The 18,749-nt window shown below is 43.9% G+C and carries 14 protein-coding genes; 6 read left to right on the top strand and 8 right to left on the bottom strand.

The genetic code is table 11. The annotated features are described in order from the left end of the window. Window positions 1-7: 7 nt before the first annotated feature. The 3 genes from L1286_RS21015 to L1286_RS21005 all read left to right on the top strand — a co-directional run bounded on the left by L1286_RS21015 (window position 8) and on the right by L1286_RS21005 (window position 4,660). Window positions 8-1,087 carry an HD-GYP domain-containing protein gene (locus L1286_RS21015; protein WP_235408991.1) on the top strand — a complete coding sequence of 360 codons (1,080 nt, stop codon included), beginning with the start codon at window positions 8-10 and terminating at the stop codon, window positions 1,085-1,087. Window positions 1,088-1,105: 18 nt separating this feature from the next. Continuing rightward, entirely contained in the window at window positions 1,106-2,227 is a 1,122-nt protein-coding gene (locus L1286_RS21010) for a response regulator (RefSeq protein WP_235408990.1), read from the top strand. A gap of 771 nt (window positions 2,228-2,998) precedes the next feature. Next, window positions 2,999-4,660, top strand: a complete 1,662-nt coding sequence (locus L1286_RS21005; protein WP_235408988.1) for a tannase/feruloyl esterase family alpha/beta hydrolase — start codon at window positions 2,999-3,001, stop codon at window positions 4,658-4,660. Window positions 4,661-4,700: 40 nt separating this feature from the next. Here L1286_RS21005 and L1286_RS21000 read toward each other — a convergent pair whose 3' ends face one another. Next, window positions 4,701-7,328, bottom strand: coding sequence for a fibrinogen-like YCDxxxxGGGW domain-containing protein (locus L1286_RS21000; RefSeq protein WP_235408987.1), 2,628 nt, complete (start codon window positions 7,326-7,328; stop codon window positions 4,701-4,703). Between the two features lie 88 nt (window positions 7,329-7,416). Further along, the gene (locus tag L1286_RS20995) at window positions 7,417-7,614 is read right to left on the bottom strand and encodes a DUF1289 domain-containing protein (RefSeq protein ID WP_235408985.1); all 198 of its coding nucleotides are present in this window, start codon (window positions 7,612-7,614) and stop codon (window positions 7,417-7,419) included. 297 nt (window positions 7,615-7,911) lie between these two features. Between L1286_RS20995 and L1286_RS20990 the strand changes: the two genes are divergently transcribed. Further along, window positions 7,912-9,348, top strand: coding sequence for an MATE family efflux transporter (locus L1286_RS20990; protein ID WP_235408984.1), 1,437 nt, complete (start codon window positions 7,912-7,914; stop codon window positions 9,346-9,348). Window positions 9,349-9,424: 76 nt separating this feature from the next. After that, window positions 9,425-10,768: a serine hydrolase domain-containing protein gene (locus L1286_RS20985; RefSeq protein WP_235408982.1), complete on the top strand. Its 1,344-nt coding sequence runs from the start codon at window positions 9,425-9,427 to the stop codon at window positions 10,766-10,768. Window positions 10,769-10,827: 59 nt separating this feature from the next. On the opposite strand, the gene L1286_RS20980 is transcribed toward L1286_RS20985, so the two are convergent. Both L1286_RS20980 and dld read right to left on the bottom strand, forming a co-directional pair. Further along, window positions 10,828-11,772 carry an endonuclease/exonuclease/phosphatase family protein gene (locus tag L1286_RS20980; RefSeq protein ID WP_235408981.1) on the bottom strand — a complete coding sequence of 315 codons (945 nt, stop codon included), beginning with the start codon at window positions 11,770-11,772 and terminating at the stop codon, window positions 10,828-10,830. 181 nt (window positions 11,773-11,953) lie between these two features. After that, entirely contained in the window at window positions 11,954-13,666 is a 1,713-nt protein-coding gene (gene dld, locus L1286_RS20975; RefSeq protein WP_235408980.1) for a D-lactate dehydrogenase, read from the bottom strand. Window positions 13,667-13,871: 205 nt separating this feature from the next. On the opposite strand from dld, the gene L1286_RS20970 reads away from it, so the two are divergent. Beyond that, window positions 13,872-14,264 (top strand): hypothetical protein, encoded by a 393-nt coding sequence (locus tag L1286_RS20970; RefSeq protein WP_235408978.1) that lies wholly within the window; start codon window positions 13,872-13,874, stop codon window positions 14,262-14,264. Window positions 14,265-14,388: 124 nt separating this feature from the next. On the opposite strand, the gene L1286_RS20965 is transcribed toward L1286_RS20970, so the two are convergent. From L1286_RS20965 to L1286_RS20950, 4 genes are all read right to left on the bottom strand, one after another. Next, the gene (locus tag L1286_RS20965; protein ID WP_235408976.1) at window positions 14,389-15,027 is read right to left on the bottom strand and encodes an NAD(P)H-binding protein; all 639 of its coding nucleotides are present in this window, start codon (window positions 15,025-15,027) and stop codon (window positions 14,389-14,391) included. A 327-nt stretch (window positions 15,028-15,354) separates the two neighbouring features. Next, entirely contained in the window at window positions 15,355-16,257 is a 903-nt protein-coding gene (locus tag L1286_RS20960) for an ABC transporter ATP-binding protein (protein WP_235408974.1), read from the bottom strand. After that, window positions 16,254-17,063: a hypothetical protein gene (locus L1286_RS20955; RefSeq protein ID WP_235408973.1), complete on the bottom strand. Its 810-nt coding sequence runs from the start codon at window positions 17,061-17,063 to the stop codon at window positions 16,254-16,256. The genes L1286_RS20960 and L1286_RS20955 overlap by 4 nt, the downstream gene beginning before the upstream one ends. 125 nt (window positions 17,064-17,188) lie before the next feature. Then, window positions 17,189-18,749 (bottom strand): M2 family metallopeptidase (locus L1286_RS20950; protein ID WP_235408972.1); only part of this gene is annotated, 1,561 nt, incomplete at its 5' end.

The following is an 18,749-nucleotide window of genomic DNA, read 5'->3' as shown; positions in this document are numbered from 1 at the left end:
AGGGACTATGGAACAGCAAAAAACAGTGCTAGTGGTTGATGACGTTAAAGAGAATTTAGCTTTTATGACGGAGATCATTAAGGATAAGTATCGAGTACTGGCAGTAAAAAGCGGTGAGGCTGCAATTTCGGTCGTGGCGAAGAATAATGTAGATATTATTCTTCTCGACGTTGTCATGCCTAAAATGAATGGCTATGAAGTCATAAAGTATCTGAAGTCACATGAGGTTTACTGTGAGATACCGGTCATTTTCTTAACGGCTAAAACAAGCGTAGAAGATGAAGAGAAAGGGTTTTTACTGGGAGCGTGTGATTATATTAACAAACCGATTAGCCCCCCCATATTGCTTGCGAGGTTGAACACACATTTATTGAACAAAGAGTCTAAAGATATTCTCAAGAACAAGAATGATTATTTGGAAGAAGAAGTACAAAAGCGGACTGAGCAAATGTCTCAGTTACAAGATGTAACGATTCAGGCAATGGCCAGTTTGGCTGAAACGCGTGACCAAGAGACGGGTAATCACATTCGTCGGACTCAATTATATGTCAAGCTGCTGGCAACCATCATCAGCGAAAAAGAAAAGTATAAACAAATACTTAATTCAGAAACCATTAATAATTTTTATAAATCGGCGCCGCTACATGATATTGGGAAAGTCGGGATCCCTGATAATGTGCTGCTTAAGCCTGGTAAGTTGACCGCCGAAGAGTTTGAGATTATGAAAAACCACACTGTGTTTGGGCGCAATGCCATTGAAACGGCTGAGTCTGCTTTAGGCCAAACAGACAGCTTTTTACAAACTGCAAAAGAAATTTCTCATTACCATCATGAGAAATGGGATGGTTCTGGTTATCCGATGGGATTGAAGGGGGAAGAAATCCCATTGAGTGCGCGTTTGATGGCGATAGCCGATGTGTATGATGCGCTGATTAGCAAGCGTGTATATAAGGATGCAATGGATCATGACAAAGCTATTGCAATTATGAAAGAGGGGCGTGGGACCCATTTTGATCCTGAGCTACTTGATGAGTTTTTGCAAAAAGAAGACCTGTTCTTTGATATTTCTCAAAAGTATCGAGACTAGCACTTAATTGGGGGTGGTATGAGTTACACTGTTTTGCTGGTGGATGACGATGACGTGAACCACGACATTGCGAAAACGATGTTAGGCGATGCACACGAATATTTTTCTGCGCTTAACGGTGATGAGGCATTAACATTATTTGATGAGCGCAAATATGACGCCGTATTGTTGGATGTTGTGATGCCAGGCATGAATGGTTATGAAGTATGCAAGGCCATTCGCCGTCGCGCTGAACATTCGGATACCCCTGTTTTGTTTGTGTCTTCAAAAGACTGTATTGAGGATAAGTTAGAAGGATTTAAAGCGGGCGGGGATGACTATATTACCAAGCCGTTTGACGCTGAAGAGCTAAGCTTTAGGATCGAACGGTTAGTAAAGTACAGCAGTGAAATCGACACGTTGAAGGTCAACTGCGAAACGGCCGAAGAAGTCACAATGACTGCGATTACGAGTTGCAGTGAACTCGGTCAGTGCCTTGAGTTTATTGAAAAATCCTATCAATGCAATACGCTCTCAGATTTGTCTAGCGCCATATTGGAGACCTGTAGCAATCTTGACCTAAATGCATCGGTGCAAATCGGGCTGTTGGGTGAGTTCAGAGACTATTGCAATTTTGGTGCAATAAACCCATTGGAAAGTGAATTGCTCAAAAAAGGACGTGAAAGTAAAACAGTAATTAATATCGAAAAGCGCAGTTTTTTTAACAGTTGCTACTGTTCTTTGTTGGTTAAAAATATGCCAATTGAAGATGAAGAGAAATATGGCCGCTTTAACGATATTTTAGCGCTAATTGTGCGAGGCGCAGACGCCAGATTAAGGAGTCTGCAAACCAATATTCTGGCGATACAAGCGAAAAATAAAGGCCTCAGGGAGCTTAGTCAAGTCGCGAGTAAAGATTTAGAAGACATTGAACAGGTGTTCAAAAGTTATAGTCATTCATGCCAAGAGTTAGTAGAGCGGTTAATCTTTGATGTAGAAGAGTCAATTGTAGAATTCGGATTAACGAATGCACAGGAGCAGCAGATTAGAGATACACTCGACGGTGCTAAAGATGACCTGCAACAGGTGCAAGAACATTCTGAAGATATGTCAGCAACATTCAATGATTTTTTTATAAAGCTGGATAAGTTGATAGATTAAAGAAGTCTGAAATAACGCACGGGTTGCTAGGGCGAGATAAATCACGTCGTATACATTATATTGGCAGGGGTATTGGCGTTGTAACCAAACAATGTAGACGTCGTGAGAGATTACGCTTCATTTTCCAGTCATTGCTCTGTCGTGATGAATGCTCATGTGGTAATGGCATAGTGTTAACCTAAGATAGAAATTAAAAAGGTGCGTAATAAGTTTGGTGTTAGTCTCAGGCATTTACCACCATCAATGTCCATACGTACTTCATTTGCCTGTGATGAACTAGATGATGCCGATATGCTTCACGGCGATAGGCAGCTTGTTGATTTACAAGAGTGGTTTTCATTTTTCAGAATTTGACCAGCATTCTCAGCGGCGATTTGCTAAGGCTGGTGCTTTGAGCATAAAGAGATGTTCAACAAAGCATTTACTTTACCTTCGTTGTGCAGCTAAATAAGGGGAATAGACGTTGTCGTGTTAACGTCGTAGCCTGACTTGGCGAGTAAAAAACCAGACATGACCGACGAGGCTTGGCACCTGTTAGCGGCTTTATCGCGCTATATTTATTTTGGCAGCCTATTTTACACGTATTCAAACACCACAAACACACCTTCACCTTTTTTCTTTCACTCAAAAATACGGTCATTGTTTGACCGAGTTGTTATTGTGCAGTGCTCCTACGATAAGTTACTTGTGTTTCTAAGGTAAATACAACACAATTCACTCTGCAATTGATAATGGTTATCAATTGCATCCCTTTAAAGGAGATAAATGGGTATGTTTTTAAAATCAACATTTTTAAGTAAAGCGGCAATTTCACTCTCCGTGGTTGGGTTAGTGCCTTTTTCACAGCCCCTTTTGGCGTCGGAGGTTGCAACACAACCCAGTGCCCAAGCGCGCGCCTGTATGTCCTTGCGATTTGATGACTTTTCAAAATTAGACAATGGCGAGGCTGCAACTAACGTGATCGAATCTCGTTTCATCAAAGGCTATGAAATGAATGCGACAGAGTCTGTGTGGGCTTATAAACACAGCCGATTAATGGGAGCTCCTATCTCAAAGTCACAAACGTCTCTTCCAGATCATTGCCTTGTGAGAGGGTATGTAACGCCAACAATACGCTTTGAGTTGCGCTTGCCTGCCCGCGAAGTGTGGAACCAGAAATACTTACTGAATGCGTGTATGGGGTTTTGTGGTGATGTCAGCCCGTACCCGCCTATGGCTGGAATTGTAAGACATTATGCGACTATGAGTCATGATGGTGGTCATACGGCTTATGGCTTTGATGGCAAGTGGGCGAGAAACAACGAACAAGGAAAAGTTGATTTTGCTTATCGTGCCAACCATGTTGTCGCTGTGGCTGCAAAGGCCATCATTGAGAAGTTTTACCATACTCAGCCTCAGTATTCATTTATCACGGGTTGCTCGAAAGGCGGGCATGCGGGTGTAATGGCTGCAAAACGTTTTCCCGATGATTTTGACGGGGTGATCGCTCGTGGCCCAACAATAAACTACACCGATGTGAATTTAGTCAATTGTATGGATAACGCGCGGGCAATTCTCGATGATAGAGATAACCCGATCTTATCACCCGAAGATATCAGCAAAATTGCCAGTGCGGTGATGCGCGCTTGTGACGCGTATGACGGTCTTACAGATGGGGTGATCAGTGATCCACGATTGTGTGATTTTGACCCCAAAACACTACAATGCGAAGCGGGGCATGTTAATGACTGCTTATCGCAACAGCAAGTCAATACAGTAAAAGCCCTATATGCACCGTCAAAAAACGTGCATGGAGAAGTCATTTATGGGGGTCTGCCATATGGCTCTGAGCCAGAGTGGGTGGGGTGGGTTGCGCCTCAACTTGCACAGCTAAAACCTTTCCATTATTACGCTGCGACTGAGTATCTAAAGTACATTGCTTACCCCGAAGCATTAGATGTTGATTACAATTGGCGTGATTTTTCATATGAAGATGAGGCAGAAAACTTGGCCCATATCAGTGAAATGATCGATGCAGATGATCCTGACTTAAGAGCATTTAAAAATAGTGGCGGCAAAATGTTGGTTCTACATGGCTGGGCTGATGCTGCCGTTCCTGCTTATGCAACCATTGACTGGTATGAAAACGTTGAGGCGTTTATGGCAAGCCACAATCAAGAAGTCCGTGATTTTGCTAGGCTGTTTTTACTGCCTGGGGTCTTGCACTGTGGCGTTGATGGGCCTGGCAACGCGACGTTTGATGCAATAAGTGCATTAGAAGCATGGGTAATAGGTGGCGTTGCACCCAACAGTCTACTGACTCAAAAAGAAGACACAAATGGGGACGTGACGAGAGAACAGCCAGTTTACCCTTATCCACAACAGGCCGTATACGACGGGAAAGGTGATCCAAGTAAGGCAAGTAGCTTTAACGTTGGTCACTTAAAGCGTTAGACAAAAGCTTATCTGCGGCGCCAAAGCGCCGCTATGTGGCCTACTTGATAAAGTACTTTAACTGGTCCTGCTCAGTGTGGGCATATATTGTACGGTATGGCCATACCGAAAATGGCCTTTCAGGGTTACCATTAAATATGGCTGCACCAGCAATATCATATTGATAGTAGCCGGTATTATCTGACAATTGGGCCATCGTGAACGTGCCACTGTCCACATAGTTACATGCTACGCCAGTGGGCTCTGAACGGAAAATATTTAACCCTTCCATATGCGGCGTATTGTCAAATGTCGCGGTGAGATCTGACGCAGTGCTGTCCATTAAGCTTTGGCAACCTACCCCTGTTGGGTGAGTGACGTTATACGCAGAAATCATCGACACCTTTTGGTTTTCATCGATAAACATGAGTCCTTCGGTCATAGTGGCGCGCAAAGCTTGCCAACGAGCAGATGCCAATACCCCAAATTGATCAACCTTTACGGGCTCTCTCTCTAACTTTCTTTCGAGCCCGTCAGCATGGTTTGCAAACAGCGTCCATCCCCCTCCTAATGTTTCCATATCGCAGTAGACCGTAAAAGGTGATAGCCCGTCAGCCCCATCAGGATCAATTTGATAATACCCTGATGTGGCCCCCGCATTTTTCTGCTGAATATCTTTGCAATTTGTGCCTTGCGCGGTATCAGGATCTAGTCCAAATTCATCAATGAAGAACCCGTAATACTCCATTTCGTCTATCTGAGTACGGCTTGAAGAACCATGGGTAGACAGTACTAGCAATCTAAAATAGGTGCCTACCGCAGGGCGCTTAAGGGTGACGACTGCTTTGCCTTTGTCCATCGTTAAGTGTTCATGATCAACAAAGTTGATGCCATCATCTGACACCTGCAAAATCGCTTGATTCGGTGTTCTGGGTGCGAAATTAGCATCATGCGTTGCGACTTGCGTGCTGAATGCGGTAATCACCGCTTTTTTGGCAAAAGCAACTTGCAGCCATTCATTGTTGTTGGCGGGCCCAAGCCAAATTCCATGAGAGATGTAGTCTCCTGCATCGAGGTTTATCTTTCTTTCTGGTGCAGTGTAGTAAAGGTGTCCATCAAACGCACCGGCAGGGGTAAATCCAGAAACCGTCGCGCTAGCGGAGTAGCTAGCAGGCTGAAGTGAGTTTGTATAAACCAAAGCAATATTTTTGTTTGGTCCTGTTTCTTGCGCGAAAATGGCTTTTCGAGATGCACTAGGGTCTTGCATATCGCAATAATAATACACGCCTTTCTCACCACCTGGGCCGTCTGCATCAATGAGGTAAATACCGCTTTGTGCTGATGGGTTAGCCGCAAGAACATTGGCACAACTGGAACCATCACTAGGGAACACTTCATTATTTAACACGGTTAGCATTGTCAATAGTTCATCATATTTGGCCATCAACATTCTATCTGCTGAATCAGCATATCCTTTGGTGACCAAGTGATTAGGTTGAATCGGGGTATTTGCTATCGCATTCCCGATGACTTCAAGAGCAGCTGAGGGAGTTACCGTCCCAACGCCGACACTCACCGTGGTTGTGACTCTTCCTGCACCATCCCGCCAATGGGTTGTACCAGGGGCTCCTTGAATGCCTTGTGGTCCCTGAGGGCCGATGGGACCTCTATCACCTTGTGGACCGATTGCCCCAGTTAACCCCGTCGCACCTGTTTCCCCCTGTATACCTTGTACACCAGGGAGTCCCTGAGGACCTTGTATGCCAGGCTCTCCTTGTTCACCTTTAAATTCATTCCAAACAGTGCCGTCACAAACAAAGAGCAGTTTGTCGACGCTGCTGTAGTACATTGAGCCTTCATGGGCAGCATCACACAGCACTGGAGAGATAGCTTGTGGCACTAATCGTAAAGCGCCGTCAACTTCGGTATTCCCTGTAAGCGTGTGGCTGAAGGCACTGGGCACACTTGCGCTGTTCGTTGGGTCTGTGTTGTTTAAGAATTCGTTTAAGTTCGTAGCAAGGTCGCCGTCTATGTCAGTGTGGGCATCACTCGGATCCGCTGGGCTAAGGCCGTGTAACACTTCCCAAGCGTCGTCCATACCATCTCCGTCGGTATCGGTACGTTTGGGTAAGATGGTAACTGAAACCTCGTCAAAATCTATGGTGCTGATTTGAGTGTCTGAGTTTACTAGTTCTAAAATGATAGGGTGTGCCGAGTCAGCTAAAGCTTGGTGTGTCGTGTTGGGAGTAAAAGAGACAGAAACTGGCGTAAATTGGCCTTGTTGAAGCTGCACGCTTGGTGTCAGGTCAATGAATTCGCCATTCACACTTAAGCCAATTTTAAAATTGTAAGCATCGCTGTCATTTCGCCAGCCAACTTTTGCTGAAATTAAATAGGTGCTTTGTAAATCAAGCGTCGTGTGTAAGTTTTGACTCAGTTTAGCGCTTGCACTGACAGCGCCAACATTGTTAATTGATTCGTGCGAAGTATATTGAGAGAGCGTAGGGTTGAAGATGCCTGCCCCGTCAGAAGGTGATGCAAGCCAAAAGTTAGATTCAGTGCTGATTTGCGCTTCTTGTATGCTGAGTGCATTGAACTGACCGTCATTAACTAGCTCTTGACTATACGCGGATGCACTCGAGAGGCATAAAGCCAAGGTAATATAGTGAGATAATTTAGATTTATTCATTGATTTCCCTTATGTAAGTATATTGGGTAGTGCTATTTATGAAGTGGTGTGGGGGAGGTTTAAAGCAGATGACAAAAGTGCCATTAATCTATTTAATGCGCACCTCCTTCCTAGATTCACAGCGCGTTAATATGGCGGACTTTTCTTGATCACTTTTGCTACCCCAGCCAACAATTTCGTCAATATGACGCAGGCACCCAACACATATGTCATTGTTGTCAAGACAACAATTTCTGACGCAAGGGGATGGGACTTCAGGCTGCTTTTCTTCTGGCTTTCGAACCATATTCACTACTTACATGCTTATTCATCTAATGATAATTATGACGGCTTTATCTTTGAGTTTAAAGTCACCATTTTGGCTGAAATACAAATAATGAATTTGTACATATTATCATCAGCTTCATGCGTTCACATTTTCTTACCAAATTTACAAGTATTGTGGCTTATCTCATATCGAAGGCAGTTGGTCGACTATAGAAGGGGCATGGGGGAACTCTTTTTTACCAAAGAGGTCTTTTTGGCATACGGACTGCAAAATACTTAACGAATAACTTAAATAGCAGGGAGAAAGCCGTAAACTATGACATGCAAAACCCTTTCAAAATACCCAGAGGTTGCGGCAGCAGCAATGTGCCAAAAACAGCGTCAAAGAATGGCACGCAAACGATGGATTCTAACGGGATCGACAAGTACCGTGCTTGGTCAGCTTACCATGCCGATGTTATTTGCGATCTTAGCTTTGTTTGGTGCTGATTTAATCGAATTATATTTTGCTTCGCGGTTGGGGGTTGAAGAGCTCACTGCGATGAGTTTTACCCTTCCCATTCAAGCGACGCTTTTTGCCTTTGCCATTGGCTTGGGTATTGTGGTTGCAACACGTTTGACACAAGCACGCAAGGTTGAAGAACTGGCGGCGGTGAGTTTGATCTTTACGGCTATTGTTGGGTCTGTGTTGGCTGGGGTCACCTGGTTCAACTTATTACCGATATTAAACTTACTTGGGTTTGACGAGGCGTCTACACCGCAATTACAAGTGTGGCCTACTTTAAAAGCTTATATGCAATATAGATTGAGTGCAGTGGTTTTTTTCTTTGTCGTTATGGTTATTTTTGGGGTGTTGCGTGCATTTGGCAATATGCGTGCGGCAGCATGCTTATTGATGACATTTTCTCTGTCGCAAGTTGTTTTAAGCACGACATTTTTTTCGCCATTTGCACACAGTTTACCGTTAAGTGGATTGGAGAAACTCGGTCTAGCGCACCTGTTGGCGGCATTCATCAGCTGTTTGTTTTCGCTGTACTTACTCGTAGTTAAAGAGAATATTTCACTCAAAGTAAATTTGATTTCTCAACAAAGTCGCCAAGCATTTAGGTGTTTATTGCGTCTGTTGGTGCCGGTGGTTGCGATTCAATTACTCACCCCAATTGCACAATCGCTCTTGATGGGGATAGTCGCGACACAAGGCAGTGATGCGGTTGCAGCGTATGGCGTCGTCATGCGAGTGGAGCCTATCGCTTTATTATTGCCGATGGTACTTACCACGTCATTACCCATTTTCGTCGGTCAAAACTGGGAGGCTAAAAAACTACTGAGGGTTAGGCGGAGTATAAAACTTGCGGTGCTCGCGTGTGTTGTTTGGCAATCAGTGATTGCGATGTTGCTGTTTTTCGGTGCAGATCTCTTCAGTGGTGGGTTTTGTAAACAACCTAACGTCAAAGATGCGATCCACCTTGCAGTCACAGTGCTGCCGATATCTTATATCGCTTTGGCTGGTGTGATGTTGTATGTGAGCTGCTGTAATGCAATTGGGCGAAGTGGTATAGCATTGAGTTTTAGTATTATTAGACTTTTTATTTTTTCTGTACCAAGTGCATTTGTTGGGGCACATTTTGCCGGGTTTAGCGGGATTGTATGGGGCTTATCTTTATCTAACTTTGCTCTAGGTGGGTGTTTATTGATATATACAATTATTAGCACACATCCGAGCTCGGGCAATAAAAAAGCACTACTAAGCTAGGGAATTTCAGAGCATAAATTTGTATTTATTGTTGAGTTATTCGTCATGAATTTTGACTATAACAAAAGGAATAAATATGAAAAACACAGTATTCGCGCTTGCGTGCGTGGCTTCATCGCTTGTTTTAACTGGCTGTCATTCAGATCCCAATGTGCTGTTAGGATACAGCGCTAACCAAATTTGCTCTAGGCACTTTGTCTCAGGCGAATCTGTTGAGTTTATTCGGCAACGGGTTATTCCAGAAGCGTTAGGGGCACTGCCTAGTACCCCTGCAATTGAGGTTAACGGCACCACAAAACGTGTATCAATTACGGCACAAGTCGATGGGCAAGATCTCACGCGTACTTCTGTTTATAGGGCTGGGCTTGGCTGTACTTTGTTGCATGCACTGACACCTGCCGAATTAGTTGCGCAAGCTGATACATTGTCGTTACCAGCAGAAATGCCCAGTACGCCAATAAACAAAGCTATACGAGATGATGTGTCGCTGGATAAATTCTTTGCCAATAATCACTTGGACTACCCATGGAGTGATAACACGTTTGCCGTTGCGGTATTGCACAGAGGAAAGCTGGTTGCAGAGCAGTATGATGCGCACCATTCTGGTGATACGAGAATGCTGAGCTGGTCGATGGCTAAAACGTTGACTGGATTGCTGGTGGGTGTGTTAGCGCAGCAAGGTAAGCTAACATTAGACCAGGAAGTGACATATGGCGCACATACTATGTCGATACGAAACCTGCTCAATATGAGCTCAGGCGTGAAATGGGCTGAGACCCCAGATATTCATGGGCATGAAGATTTGGCGCCAATGTGGTACCACACGGGTAATTCAGTTGAATATGTCTCAAAACGCCCAAGTGACTATTCACCAGGCAGCAAATTTGAGTATGCAACGGGCACAACTCAACTTCTCAGCGATGTCGTGAAAGTCGCCTCTGGGGGAGATATTCAGTCATTAAATAACCTGTATCAAACGCAGTTTTTTGCGCCACTTGGGATCAACAATGCTATTGCTGAGTTTGACGAAGCGGGTAATTTGCGTGGTGGTGCGCGCATGTTTCTAACGATTCATGACTGGCTAAAAATAGGGCAACTCTTTATTCAAAAAGGTCACTGGGACGGTCGTCAAATAGTATCTCAAACTTGGATCACAGAGGTCATGATGGGTAAAGGTGTCGTGGATCACTACGGTGGGCAGCTGTGGCTGAATGATTTAGGGTTTTGGCTACCAAGGCTGCCAAAGGATACCGTGTCACTGAGAGGGCATCGCGGGCAGTATGTCGTTATCATCCCTTCAAAACAGCTGGTTGTTGTCAGGTTTGGTGCGTATGGCTCTGTGGTAAATCAGAGTTTAGGCCTTGCCAACAAGCGTTTGTTTAAGGCTGTAATTGATGTCATTGATCAAGTCGAAAAGTAATTTTTTGATTTGTATGGGCTGTATAGCGTGTGCTGTACAGCCCGAAGAAACTGTATTTATTATTTTAAGTCAAGACTTAACGCGCAGTGATCACTGAGCATTTTCTTTGGTTCCATATTATCAAAGTAATGGAACTGAGCACTGTTTTGCACATAATTAGATTTTAATGTGTTAGATACTAACATGTGGTCAATGGGCGCTGGGTAATATGGGTGGCAGCCGGTTAGCATCAGATTCGCGTTGAAAAACGATGCTTTAGTCACATCATTTGGCGCATTGTTTGCTAGCCCATCTGGGTAGTAAAGGTCACGGCTGAAGCGATTATATGGGGCAGAAAGTCGGTGGTTAAAATCGCCTAACACAATAAAGGGCGCGTCAGCTTTGCTTTTATCTTCCACCCATTTATCTAAAAGTGGGATCTGTTTCGCGAGTAGCTTACATGCGTCTTTGTCAGAGCGACGGTAGTCGTCCACAAAACAGCCGCTTTTCAAGTGTACATTAAGTAGACTCAGCGTTTCACCACGATAGTTTAGTTGTATCTCCAGCGCGTTTCTGAGTCCCATTTTTAAGTCTGAAAATTGTCTGTGTTGAACGACTTGCTCAATATCCAAGGTTTTTCTCACGGCAAAAGCAACCTTTTGCTGCGTTGACGTTAAGCCGTTACCGCGACAAGTGTAGCTTGGGCTATCTTTTCGATTTGAAATGATGAACTGCCACTGTGTTTTATCCAAAACGGTTTCAAGGGCGTTGATAGATCCCACTTCTTGAAAGGCAATGACATCTGCATCAAGTGACTTGGCATAGGCTTGCAATTCGACCAGCTCTGTATGGCTTCTTGGTTTACAGCCTTCAGTATTCTTCGCAGCTAAATGTTCGATATTCCAAGTTACTACGCGTAGGTTGTTGTCTTCTAATGGCTTTTTGTCAATTGGGTTGGTGGCGTTACAGGCTGCTGTCAGCAGAGCACAAAGTGCAATTGCACTTGTTTTGAGAGGGTGATTCATAAGGTTTACAACACTTGAATTTTTCTAATAGCGTTATAGTGTATCAAAAATGTTTCAAATAGATTATATAAAAATTTTAATTCATCGCGAATAATTGGGCGTTGGGCTCACGTTGCTAGGTGTCTGTTAGTTGCAGCCTTACTACTGCAATGCTCTGCTGTAGTAAGGCATCAATGAGAGATTATTCAGACGGTTCGTGCCAGTGTTTGCATTTGCTTGTTTTACCAATCCCGGGGTTGAATGAGTTTGTTGGGTCGAGTTCCTTGTAAAATGATTTTAGTGCATCTTTGGCAAGGTACTCATGACCTACATTGTGCTCGGCTGGATACTCTGCACCACGTTTATCAAATGTCTCGAGAATTTTATTTTTTACGGCCTTAGCATCAACACCAGGCTTCATGATGTAATTTTGATGCATGACGTGACAAAATAAATGGCCGTAGTAAAGTTTGACGGCAATTTGTTCGTCAATCTCAGGTGGTAATTGCTCAAACCACTCTTTTTCATTGCGCGGAAATGCCACGTCGATTGTCATGATCGCACCCATTTCTTTACTGTTCATAGTCTGCATACGGCCAATGGCACCCCCTGCTACAAAACGATGTAAAATCGCTTTTTCGCCTTCATCTTCAGTACACTCGAAATAGCTGCCATCATTGGTTTTGAAAAACTCATCAAAGTAAGCTTTTGCCTCAGCCACACCTGCATTGCTCATTTCTACAATCCAGTGGTGCTCATAGCGGTCACGATATGCTTCCATACGCTTTGGTAGGTGATTTGGCCATAAACAGCTTAAATACTGCATGATTCGGTCGGAAAACTTATTAGGTAAAAACTTAAAGTTTTCCGCAATCCGATCAACGGTACGTTTCATGGCGAACATTTTTGGGATGTACTTTGAGCCAAGTTTATCAATGACCAAGAAGGTATCTTTACCGTACTTTTTAGAAGCGTCATAGCAGTCTCTGTGCAAGTATTCACCAGACACTGGTAGGTTATCGAATTTAGACAAAATATCGCGTCTAATTTGTGCTAAAACAGCGGGGTCATTGGTGCCGACATAAAATACTTGGTGTTTTTCAGGAACTGGATAAGTGTCTAAGCGCACGGCAAAAACAGCTAATTTACCTGCGCAGCCAGAAGATTCGTATAATCGGCGCCCGTCATTGTTGAAACGAGACGGCGTGTCGGCGTCAACATCTCGAACCCGTTCATGATATTCATCATCAGAGGCTCTAAGTGCTGGAAAATGCACATCTGCATCTGTGTAGTTTTGGTTCTGTAGATTAGTCAGGATGTCTTCAGGTGTTTGTCCCAAGTTAATACCTAGGTTATTGACTAATGATAATTTACCGTGTTCATCAATTTGCGCAAACAGTGACAATTCGGTATAGGCAGGTCCACGTTGAACGAGAGCGCCGCCAGAATTGTTACAAATACCGCCAACGATTGACGCGCCAATACATGAAGAGCCTATCACGGAATGAGGCTCTCGGCCATGTGGGGCGAGTGTATCCTCTAAGCCAAACAAAGTACTACCAGCTAGTCCAACAATTTGCTTTGCGCTGTCAATGAGCTGAATATCGTTTATGCGCATGGTGCTAATAATGACGATAGGGCGGTCATAGTTTTTACCATCGGGTGTTGAACCACCAGTTAACCCGGTATTAGCGGCTTGCATAATTACAATGACATCAGCTGCAACACAGGCTTCAAGTGCTTGCCAAATTTCTAACAAAGTCGCAGGTCTAATTACTGCCAACGCTTCGCCTGAGCCAAATCGAAATCCTTTTGTGTAAGGTTGCTTTTTGGTGTCGTCAGTTAGCACAAAGCTATTGCCAACGATAGTTTTTAACTCTTGGATGAGGGTATTATTTGAAGCGTTACTAGTCATGCTACTCTCTAAATGAATGTTAGTATGGGCATTGCTGATGGGGGTTTGGGTACTAGTATACCGTAAGCAGACTACGGAGTGAATCGAATGATTTACATCATAATTAGTATTTTATTCGGAACAGAACAAGTTAAATGAATAGTTTTGAAGGCAAATTTATCAATTTGCTCTAAGCTTGTTGCAACGACAAGGAACGGCTACCCCGATGAAAAGAATATCTTCTAAAATCCTATTTCACTTACTAATTTTGCTTGGTGTCGTACCAATCGCAGCATGTGAAGGGAGTAAAAAAGATCAGAATATTATTCAGCAACCTACACCGATGCAGCGTGAAAACGACACTGAATATACCAATTTGATGCTGAGTGAACCAAACTATGTCATTGGCGCATGTGTTAAGACGGGTTACCCAACCTTGAGAGATTCTCAAGTATTTTCTGAGCAAGAGTCTAATGCCTGTTTAAGAAACCAAAGTCACCGTTATGATGCTGATGCCTTGGCTTCTGACACTCAACTTCACTGGCGCGTTAAAGTTAACACGCGTGAATTCCAATGCACATGCGCAGGTTATGTTAAAAATTTATCGCCCGCGAAGTAATTGCAGCGTGCGTATATTTGCTGAACGGTTCATTTTATTCGCTGTGCCATGATTGTGCGCAGCTCTCGCCAGTCGTGCGTGAAACACTATACTTTTTGTCCCGAGTTAACTATTCAACACGGGCCTAAAAGAGCTCATCAAGTTTAAAGGTACATTGACCAAGCGGTTGCGAGGCACTGATTTCAATCATTTTTTTGGCGACTTGTTCACCTGTAATTGGTCTAAATTTACGTAAGCCTGGTAGTTTGCATAGTATGGGTAAAATATAGCTCCCCAGAGTTTCCGCGATACGGACATGATCACGTTGTCCAAGAAGCAGTGAAGGTTGAACAATGCTTATTTTTTCAAAAGTAAGTTGGCTTATTTGGTCCTCTAGTTGACCCTTTATTTTTAAATAGGGGCTGCGACTATGTTTGTTGGCGCCACTTGAAGACACCAATAAATAGTGAGCAACTTTGTTACGTGCAGCTAATTTTGCGACTTGTAATTGGTAGTCAAAATCAACGATGCGTTGTTTTGAAATGGAGCCAGCTTGTTTTTTGGTGGTACCCAAGCAAGAAAACAGCAAATCTCCTTGAAACACGTCCGCGCAGTCGTCCAATTGTTCGAAATTAATCACTGCGTTGTGTACTTTGGATGCGCCAAAATCGACCGGTCTGCGAGTAACTGCGACAATCTGGTCAATGTTTGCATTAAGTATGAGCTGCTCAACCAAGTGCTTCCCAATTAGGCCTGTCGCACCCAACACGATTGCAGTCTTCATATTTTATACCCTTCAATTCAAAGCAAAAGCAACGTGGCTTGCGGATAATGTAATCCGAGGATGATACCTACTGAGGGGGACTAAATAAAGTTACTTCAATTTGGCGCCTGTTTTGAATTAAAAAAGAATGTGTTCGTCACAGTCGCGACATCATGTTTGCAAGGGGGCTGTATACGACTAATGCCATGGTTTGTAACAGGTTTGCAATGTCGTCCAATACGTTGTTTTCCGCCTCAATTTTTCAGGGCGTACCGAGGGGGGGTTAATGACGTGCCAAATCACAAGGGAATGCGCGCCGCATTTTGGCTGCGGTGCGCATAGCCCTTGCTAATCTACAAAGAGTTGGTTTTCTAAAGTTCGGCCATTGACAATTTGTTTATATGTCCACTGGTTTTCATGTATCAATGAGAGTAAGGACAAATCTAAAGGTTCTGGCTGTTTTGTGTATTCAATAACAAGCTCGTCGGATTGGGTTTGTTTTACCGCTAGCACCCCGGTGAGCTGGGCTATTTTTTGATGCATGTCATCACTGAGATTAAGCATCTGTAATGTGATAAAGCTACCCGGTTGTGTTTGGTGTAAATCACTCTGGTGACTGCTCAGTTTTCCCTGTTCTAAATAGAGTACGGTATCACATAGTCGTTCTAACTCGCTTAAATCATGAGAGCTTAAAATAAAGGTGATTTGGCCTTTAAGCGAAGCAATCAGGTTACGAATTGCCTTGGCATTTTTGGGGTCTAATCCGGCTGTGGCTTCATCTAGTAATACGACCTCTGGGCTACCTAAGAGAGCTTGTGCAATACAAACTCGTTTGCGCATACCATGTGAGAGCTCTGATGTTTTGGACTGGGCAACTTGAGATAAATCTACAAGCTCTAAAACTCGCTGAGTATCTGCCAGCGCTGCTTTTTTATCCATTCCCTGAAGCTGTGCAAAAAAGCTTAGCTGTTTTTCCACGGAGAATTTAGGGTCGAGCTGTGCATCTTGTGGTAGTGCACTGAGTTTACTAAACAGTGGTGCACTTCTTGGGTTATGGCCAAGAATATTGACCGTGCCATGGTCGGGTTTTAGATATCCGCAGATGATACTAAATAAGGTTGTTTTTCCAGCGCCATTTGGCCCAACGAGCGCCACTGTGCTGCCTTGTTCTATCCTAAAATTGACGTCTGATAGGGCATGTTTTGAGCCAAAACTTTTTGCCAATGCGTTTACTTCAATGACAGTATTCATAGGTCACGCTCCCGCAATATAAACTGGCCAGCACCTAACAATGCGACAGTTTGAAATATTGGCACCAACAACGAAAAATGTGCGTCGCTTTGCCAGCCCGTAATATCTCCAATATGGTGACCTGGAATGGCGAAATTTAAGAACGAAAACATCGGGTATACATCGCCTACATAGGTAATCACCGACGCGATAATGGTAAAGAACAAAATCGCAAAAACGATGCTCATACGGGCTGAATTCGTCAACAAGTTAAGTAAGCTCATTAACGCAATAAAGGGTAAGCAGGTAATCAATAACTTAGCCCAAATAGCTAAAGTCTTTGTCAGCCCTGAGCTGACTAAGCCGCTGTCTCGTATGCCCATCATAATGAGGGTAGCAATACAAACCAAGCCAATTAATACTGCTAAAATAAAGACTTGACCCATGAATCGTCCAAGCAATAACTCAAACCGAGTGCTTCTTAGGGTGAGAAACCGGACTGTACCGCGATTTCGGTCTTCAACAGTTTGGTCTGCCGTGACAAAGACAGAAAACATTGGGAAGGTAAACAAGGCGATGACCCAGAAAATAGCGAGCTCGGCTTCTGGCCATGAAACCAAGCTGTATAGGCCAACAGTGCCGGCAAGTTGACTTACAAAGCCTTCAAATTCGGGACTGTTAATAAATGGCACGGCGTTGTAAATAGGGTAACGCAGCACCATAAACCACACCAAAGAAAATGCGGTTACGGCTAGCCAGCCACGTTTGGTGGCAAACAAGCGTGTAAGTTCAAACTGGCTGTATAGCCAAGTACGATTTAAATTCATGGTTTCTCCTCTTGATATCAATACATTAGCGGTATTTTTGCAGAGCAGGAAGAAAAAAAGTGTTGCAAGATATGGCGAGATGCAATGTGTGCAGCTTAGCGCTGCACACATTTAGACGCGTGTGATTACCAACCACACTGACGATTTTTGTTTTGCTCGTCTAAGTAGGCTTGCAGTGGTGCAAAGTAGTCTAGGATGGCTGTCGCATCCATTTGTTGACTACCCGTGACCGTTTCAAGTGCTTCTTGCCATGGACGACTACTTCCCATTTCAAGCATTGTGTTTAAACGCTCGCCGGCTTCTTTTGAGTTGTAAACTGAACAACGGTGGATCGCTTCTTTACTACCTGCGATTTCACACAGTGATTTGTGGAACTCAAACTGTAGAATATGGGCTAGGAAATAACGAGTGTAAGGTACATTGCCCGGCACATGGTACTTTGCACCCGGATCAAAGTCATTTTCTGTACGTGCAACCGGTGCAGTGACACCTTGGTATTTTTCACGTAGCTCCCACCAGGCTTGGTTATATTGCTCAGGGCTTATTTCGCCAGAGTATACTTTCCAACGCCATTGGTCGACTAACAAGCCAAATGGAATGAAAGCCACTTTATCCATCGCCATTTTCATTAACAGGCCGATATCTTTGGATTCATCTGGTACCTGATCCAGTAAACCTATCTCCTTTAGGTATCCCGGTGTAACGGATAGCGCAATCGTGTCACCAATTGCTTCGTGGAAGCCATCGTTTGCACTTTCTTGATAATACAGTGGTAACTTGTTGTATGCGCGTTGGTAGAAATTGTGACCAAGTTCGTGGTGAATGACTGAAAATTCTTCGCCTGTTTGCTGGATACACATTTTGATGCGCAAGTCATCTTTAAAGTTTAGGTTCCATGCTGAAGCATGGCATTGTACATCGCGATCCTTTGGTTTAAGGAAAAGTGAGCGAGTCCAGAATGTTTCTGGCAGAGGTTCAAAGCCCATAGAGGTAAAGAACTTTTCAGCGCCTTTAGTCATCTTTATAGCATCGTAGTTATGCTGTTCAAGTAACTCTGTGAGGTCGTAACCTGGATCTGCATTTTCTGGCGCCACTAAGTCGTAGATATTGCCCCAAGATTGCGCCCACATGTTACCTAGCAGGTGTGCTGGAATAGGTTGGTCTTGAGGTACTTTATCTTCGCCATATTTTTCACCCAATTTGGCACGAACATGACAGTGCAGTGAGTTATATAGCGGTTTTACCTGTCCCCAGATGCGATCAAGCTCTTTTGCAAAGTCATCTGCTGGCATATCGTATTTACTGCGCCACATTGCGCCTGTATCTGCGTAGCCAAGTTCATTTGCGCCTTCATTCGCCAAAGACACTAAGTCTTTATATAGTGGGCGCATAGGCTTAGATACGTCTCGCCAACCTTGCCAGATATCAAGTAGTTCTTCGTAATCACGGCTCGTTGCCATTTTAGCCGTCATATCTCCTAGGCTCATGCATGTGCCGTCTTTACAATACTTGCCTTTACCATACAGGCCGTCTAAATCAGCTGAAAGTTTTGCAAGCTCAGCCGTTTTTGCCGGATCTTTAGGGGCGGGAAGTGTTAAGTTGAGCTTCAGCTTGTCTAGCTTGCGACGATTGTCATAGCTTAATTCTAGGTCATCAAATTTTGCTGCTTCATTGGCAAGTGCAACC

It is taken from the genome of Pseudoalteromonas sp. SMS1 (genome assembly GCF_021530565.1).
Lineage (GTDB): Bacteria > Pseudomonadota > Gammaproteobacteria > Enterobacterales > Alteromonadaceae > Pseudoalteromonas.
This window is presented reverse-complemented; position numbering and strand designations above follow the sequence as displayed.

Coding starts and splice junctions, on each gene's coding strand:
- L1286_RS20955 (WP_235408973.1), bottom strand. CDS start 17,063: ATGAATTTAAATCGTACTTGGCTATACAGCCAGTTTGAACTTACACGC.
- dld (WP_235408980.1), bottom strand. CDS start 13,666: ATGACTAGTAACGCTTCAAATAATACCCTCATCCAAGAGTTAAAAACT.
- L1286_RS20980 (WP_235408981.1), bottom strand. CDS start 11,772: ATGAATCACCCTCTCAAAACAAGTGCAATTGCACTTTGTGCTCTGCTG.
- L1286_RS21000 (WP_235408987.1), bottom strand. CDS start 7,328: ATGAATAAATCTAAATTATCTCACTATATTACCTTGGCTTTATGCCTC.
- L1286_RS20995 (WP_235408985.1), bottom strand. CDS start 7,614: ATGGTTCGAAAGCCAGAAGAAAAGCAGCCTGAAGTCCCATCCCCTTGC.
- L1286_RS20985 (WP_235408982.1), top strand. CDS start 9,425: ATGAAAAACACAGTATTCGCGCTTGCGTGCGTGGCTTCATCGCTTGTT.
- L1286_RS20960 (WP_235408974.1), bottom strand. CDS start 16,257: ATGAATACTGTCATTGAAGTAAACGCATTGGCAAAAAGTTTTGGCTCA.
- L1286_RS20970 (WP_235408978.1), top strand. CDS start 13,872: ATGAAAAGAATATCTTCTAAAATCCTATTTCACTTACTAATTTTGCTT.
- L1286_RS21005 (WP_235408988.1), top strand. CDS start 2,999: ATGTTTTTAAAATCAACATTTTTAAGTAAAGCGGCAATTTCACTCTCC.
- L1286_RS20965 (WP_235408976.1), bottom strand. CDS start 15,027: ATGAAGACTGCAATCGTGTTGGGTGCGACAGGCCTAATTGGGAAGCAC.
- L1286_RS21015 (WP_235408991.1), top strand. CDS start 8: ATGGAACAGCAAAAAACAGTGCTAGTGGTTGATGACGTTAAAGAGAAT.
- L1286_RS21010 (WP_235408990.1), top strand. CDS start 1,106: ATGAGTTACACTGTTTTGCTGGTGGATGACGATGACGTGAACCACGAC.
- L1286_RS20990 (WP_235408984.1), top strand. CDS start 7,912: ATGACATGCAAAACCCTTTCAAAATACCCAGAGGTTGCGGCAGCAGCA.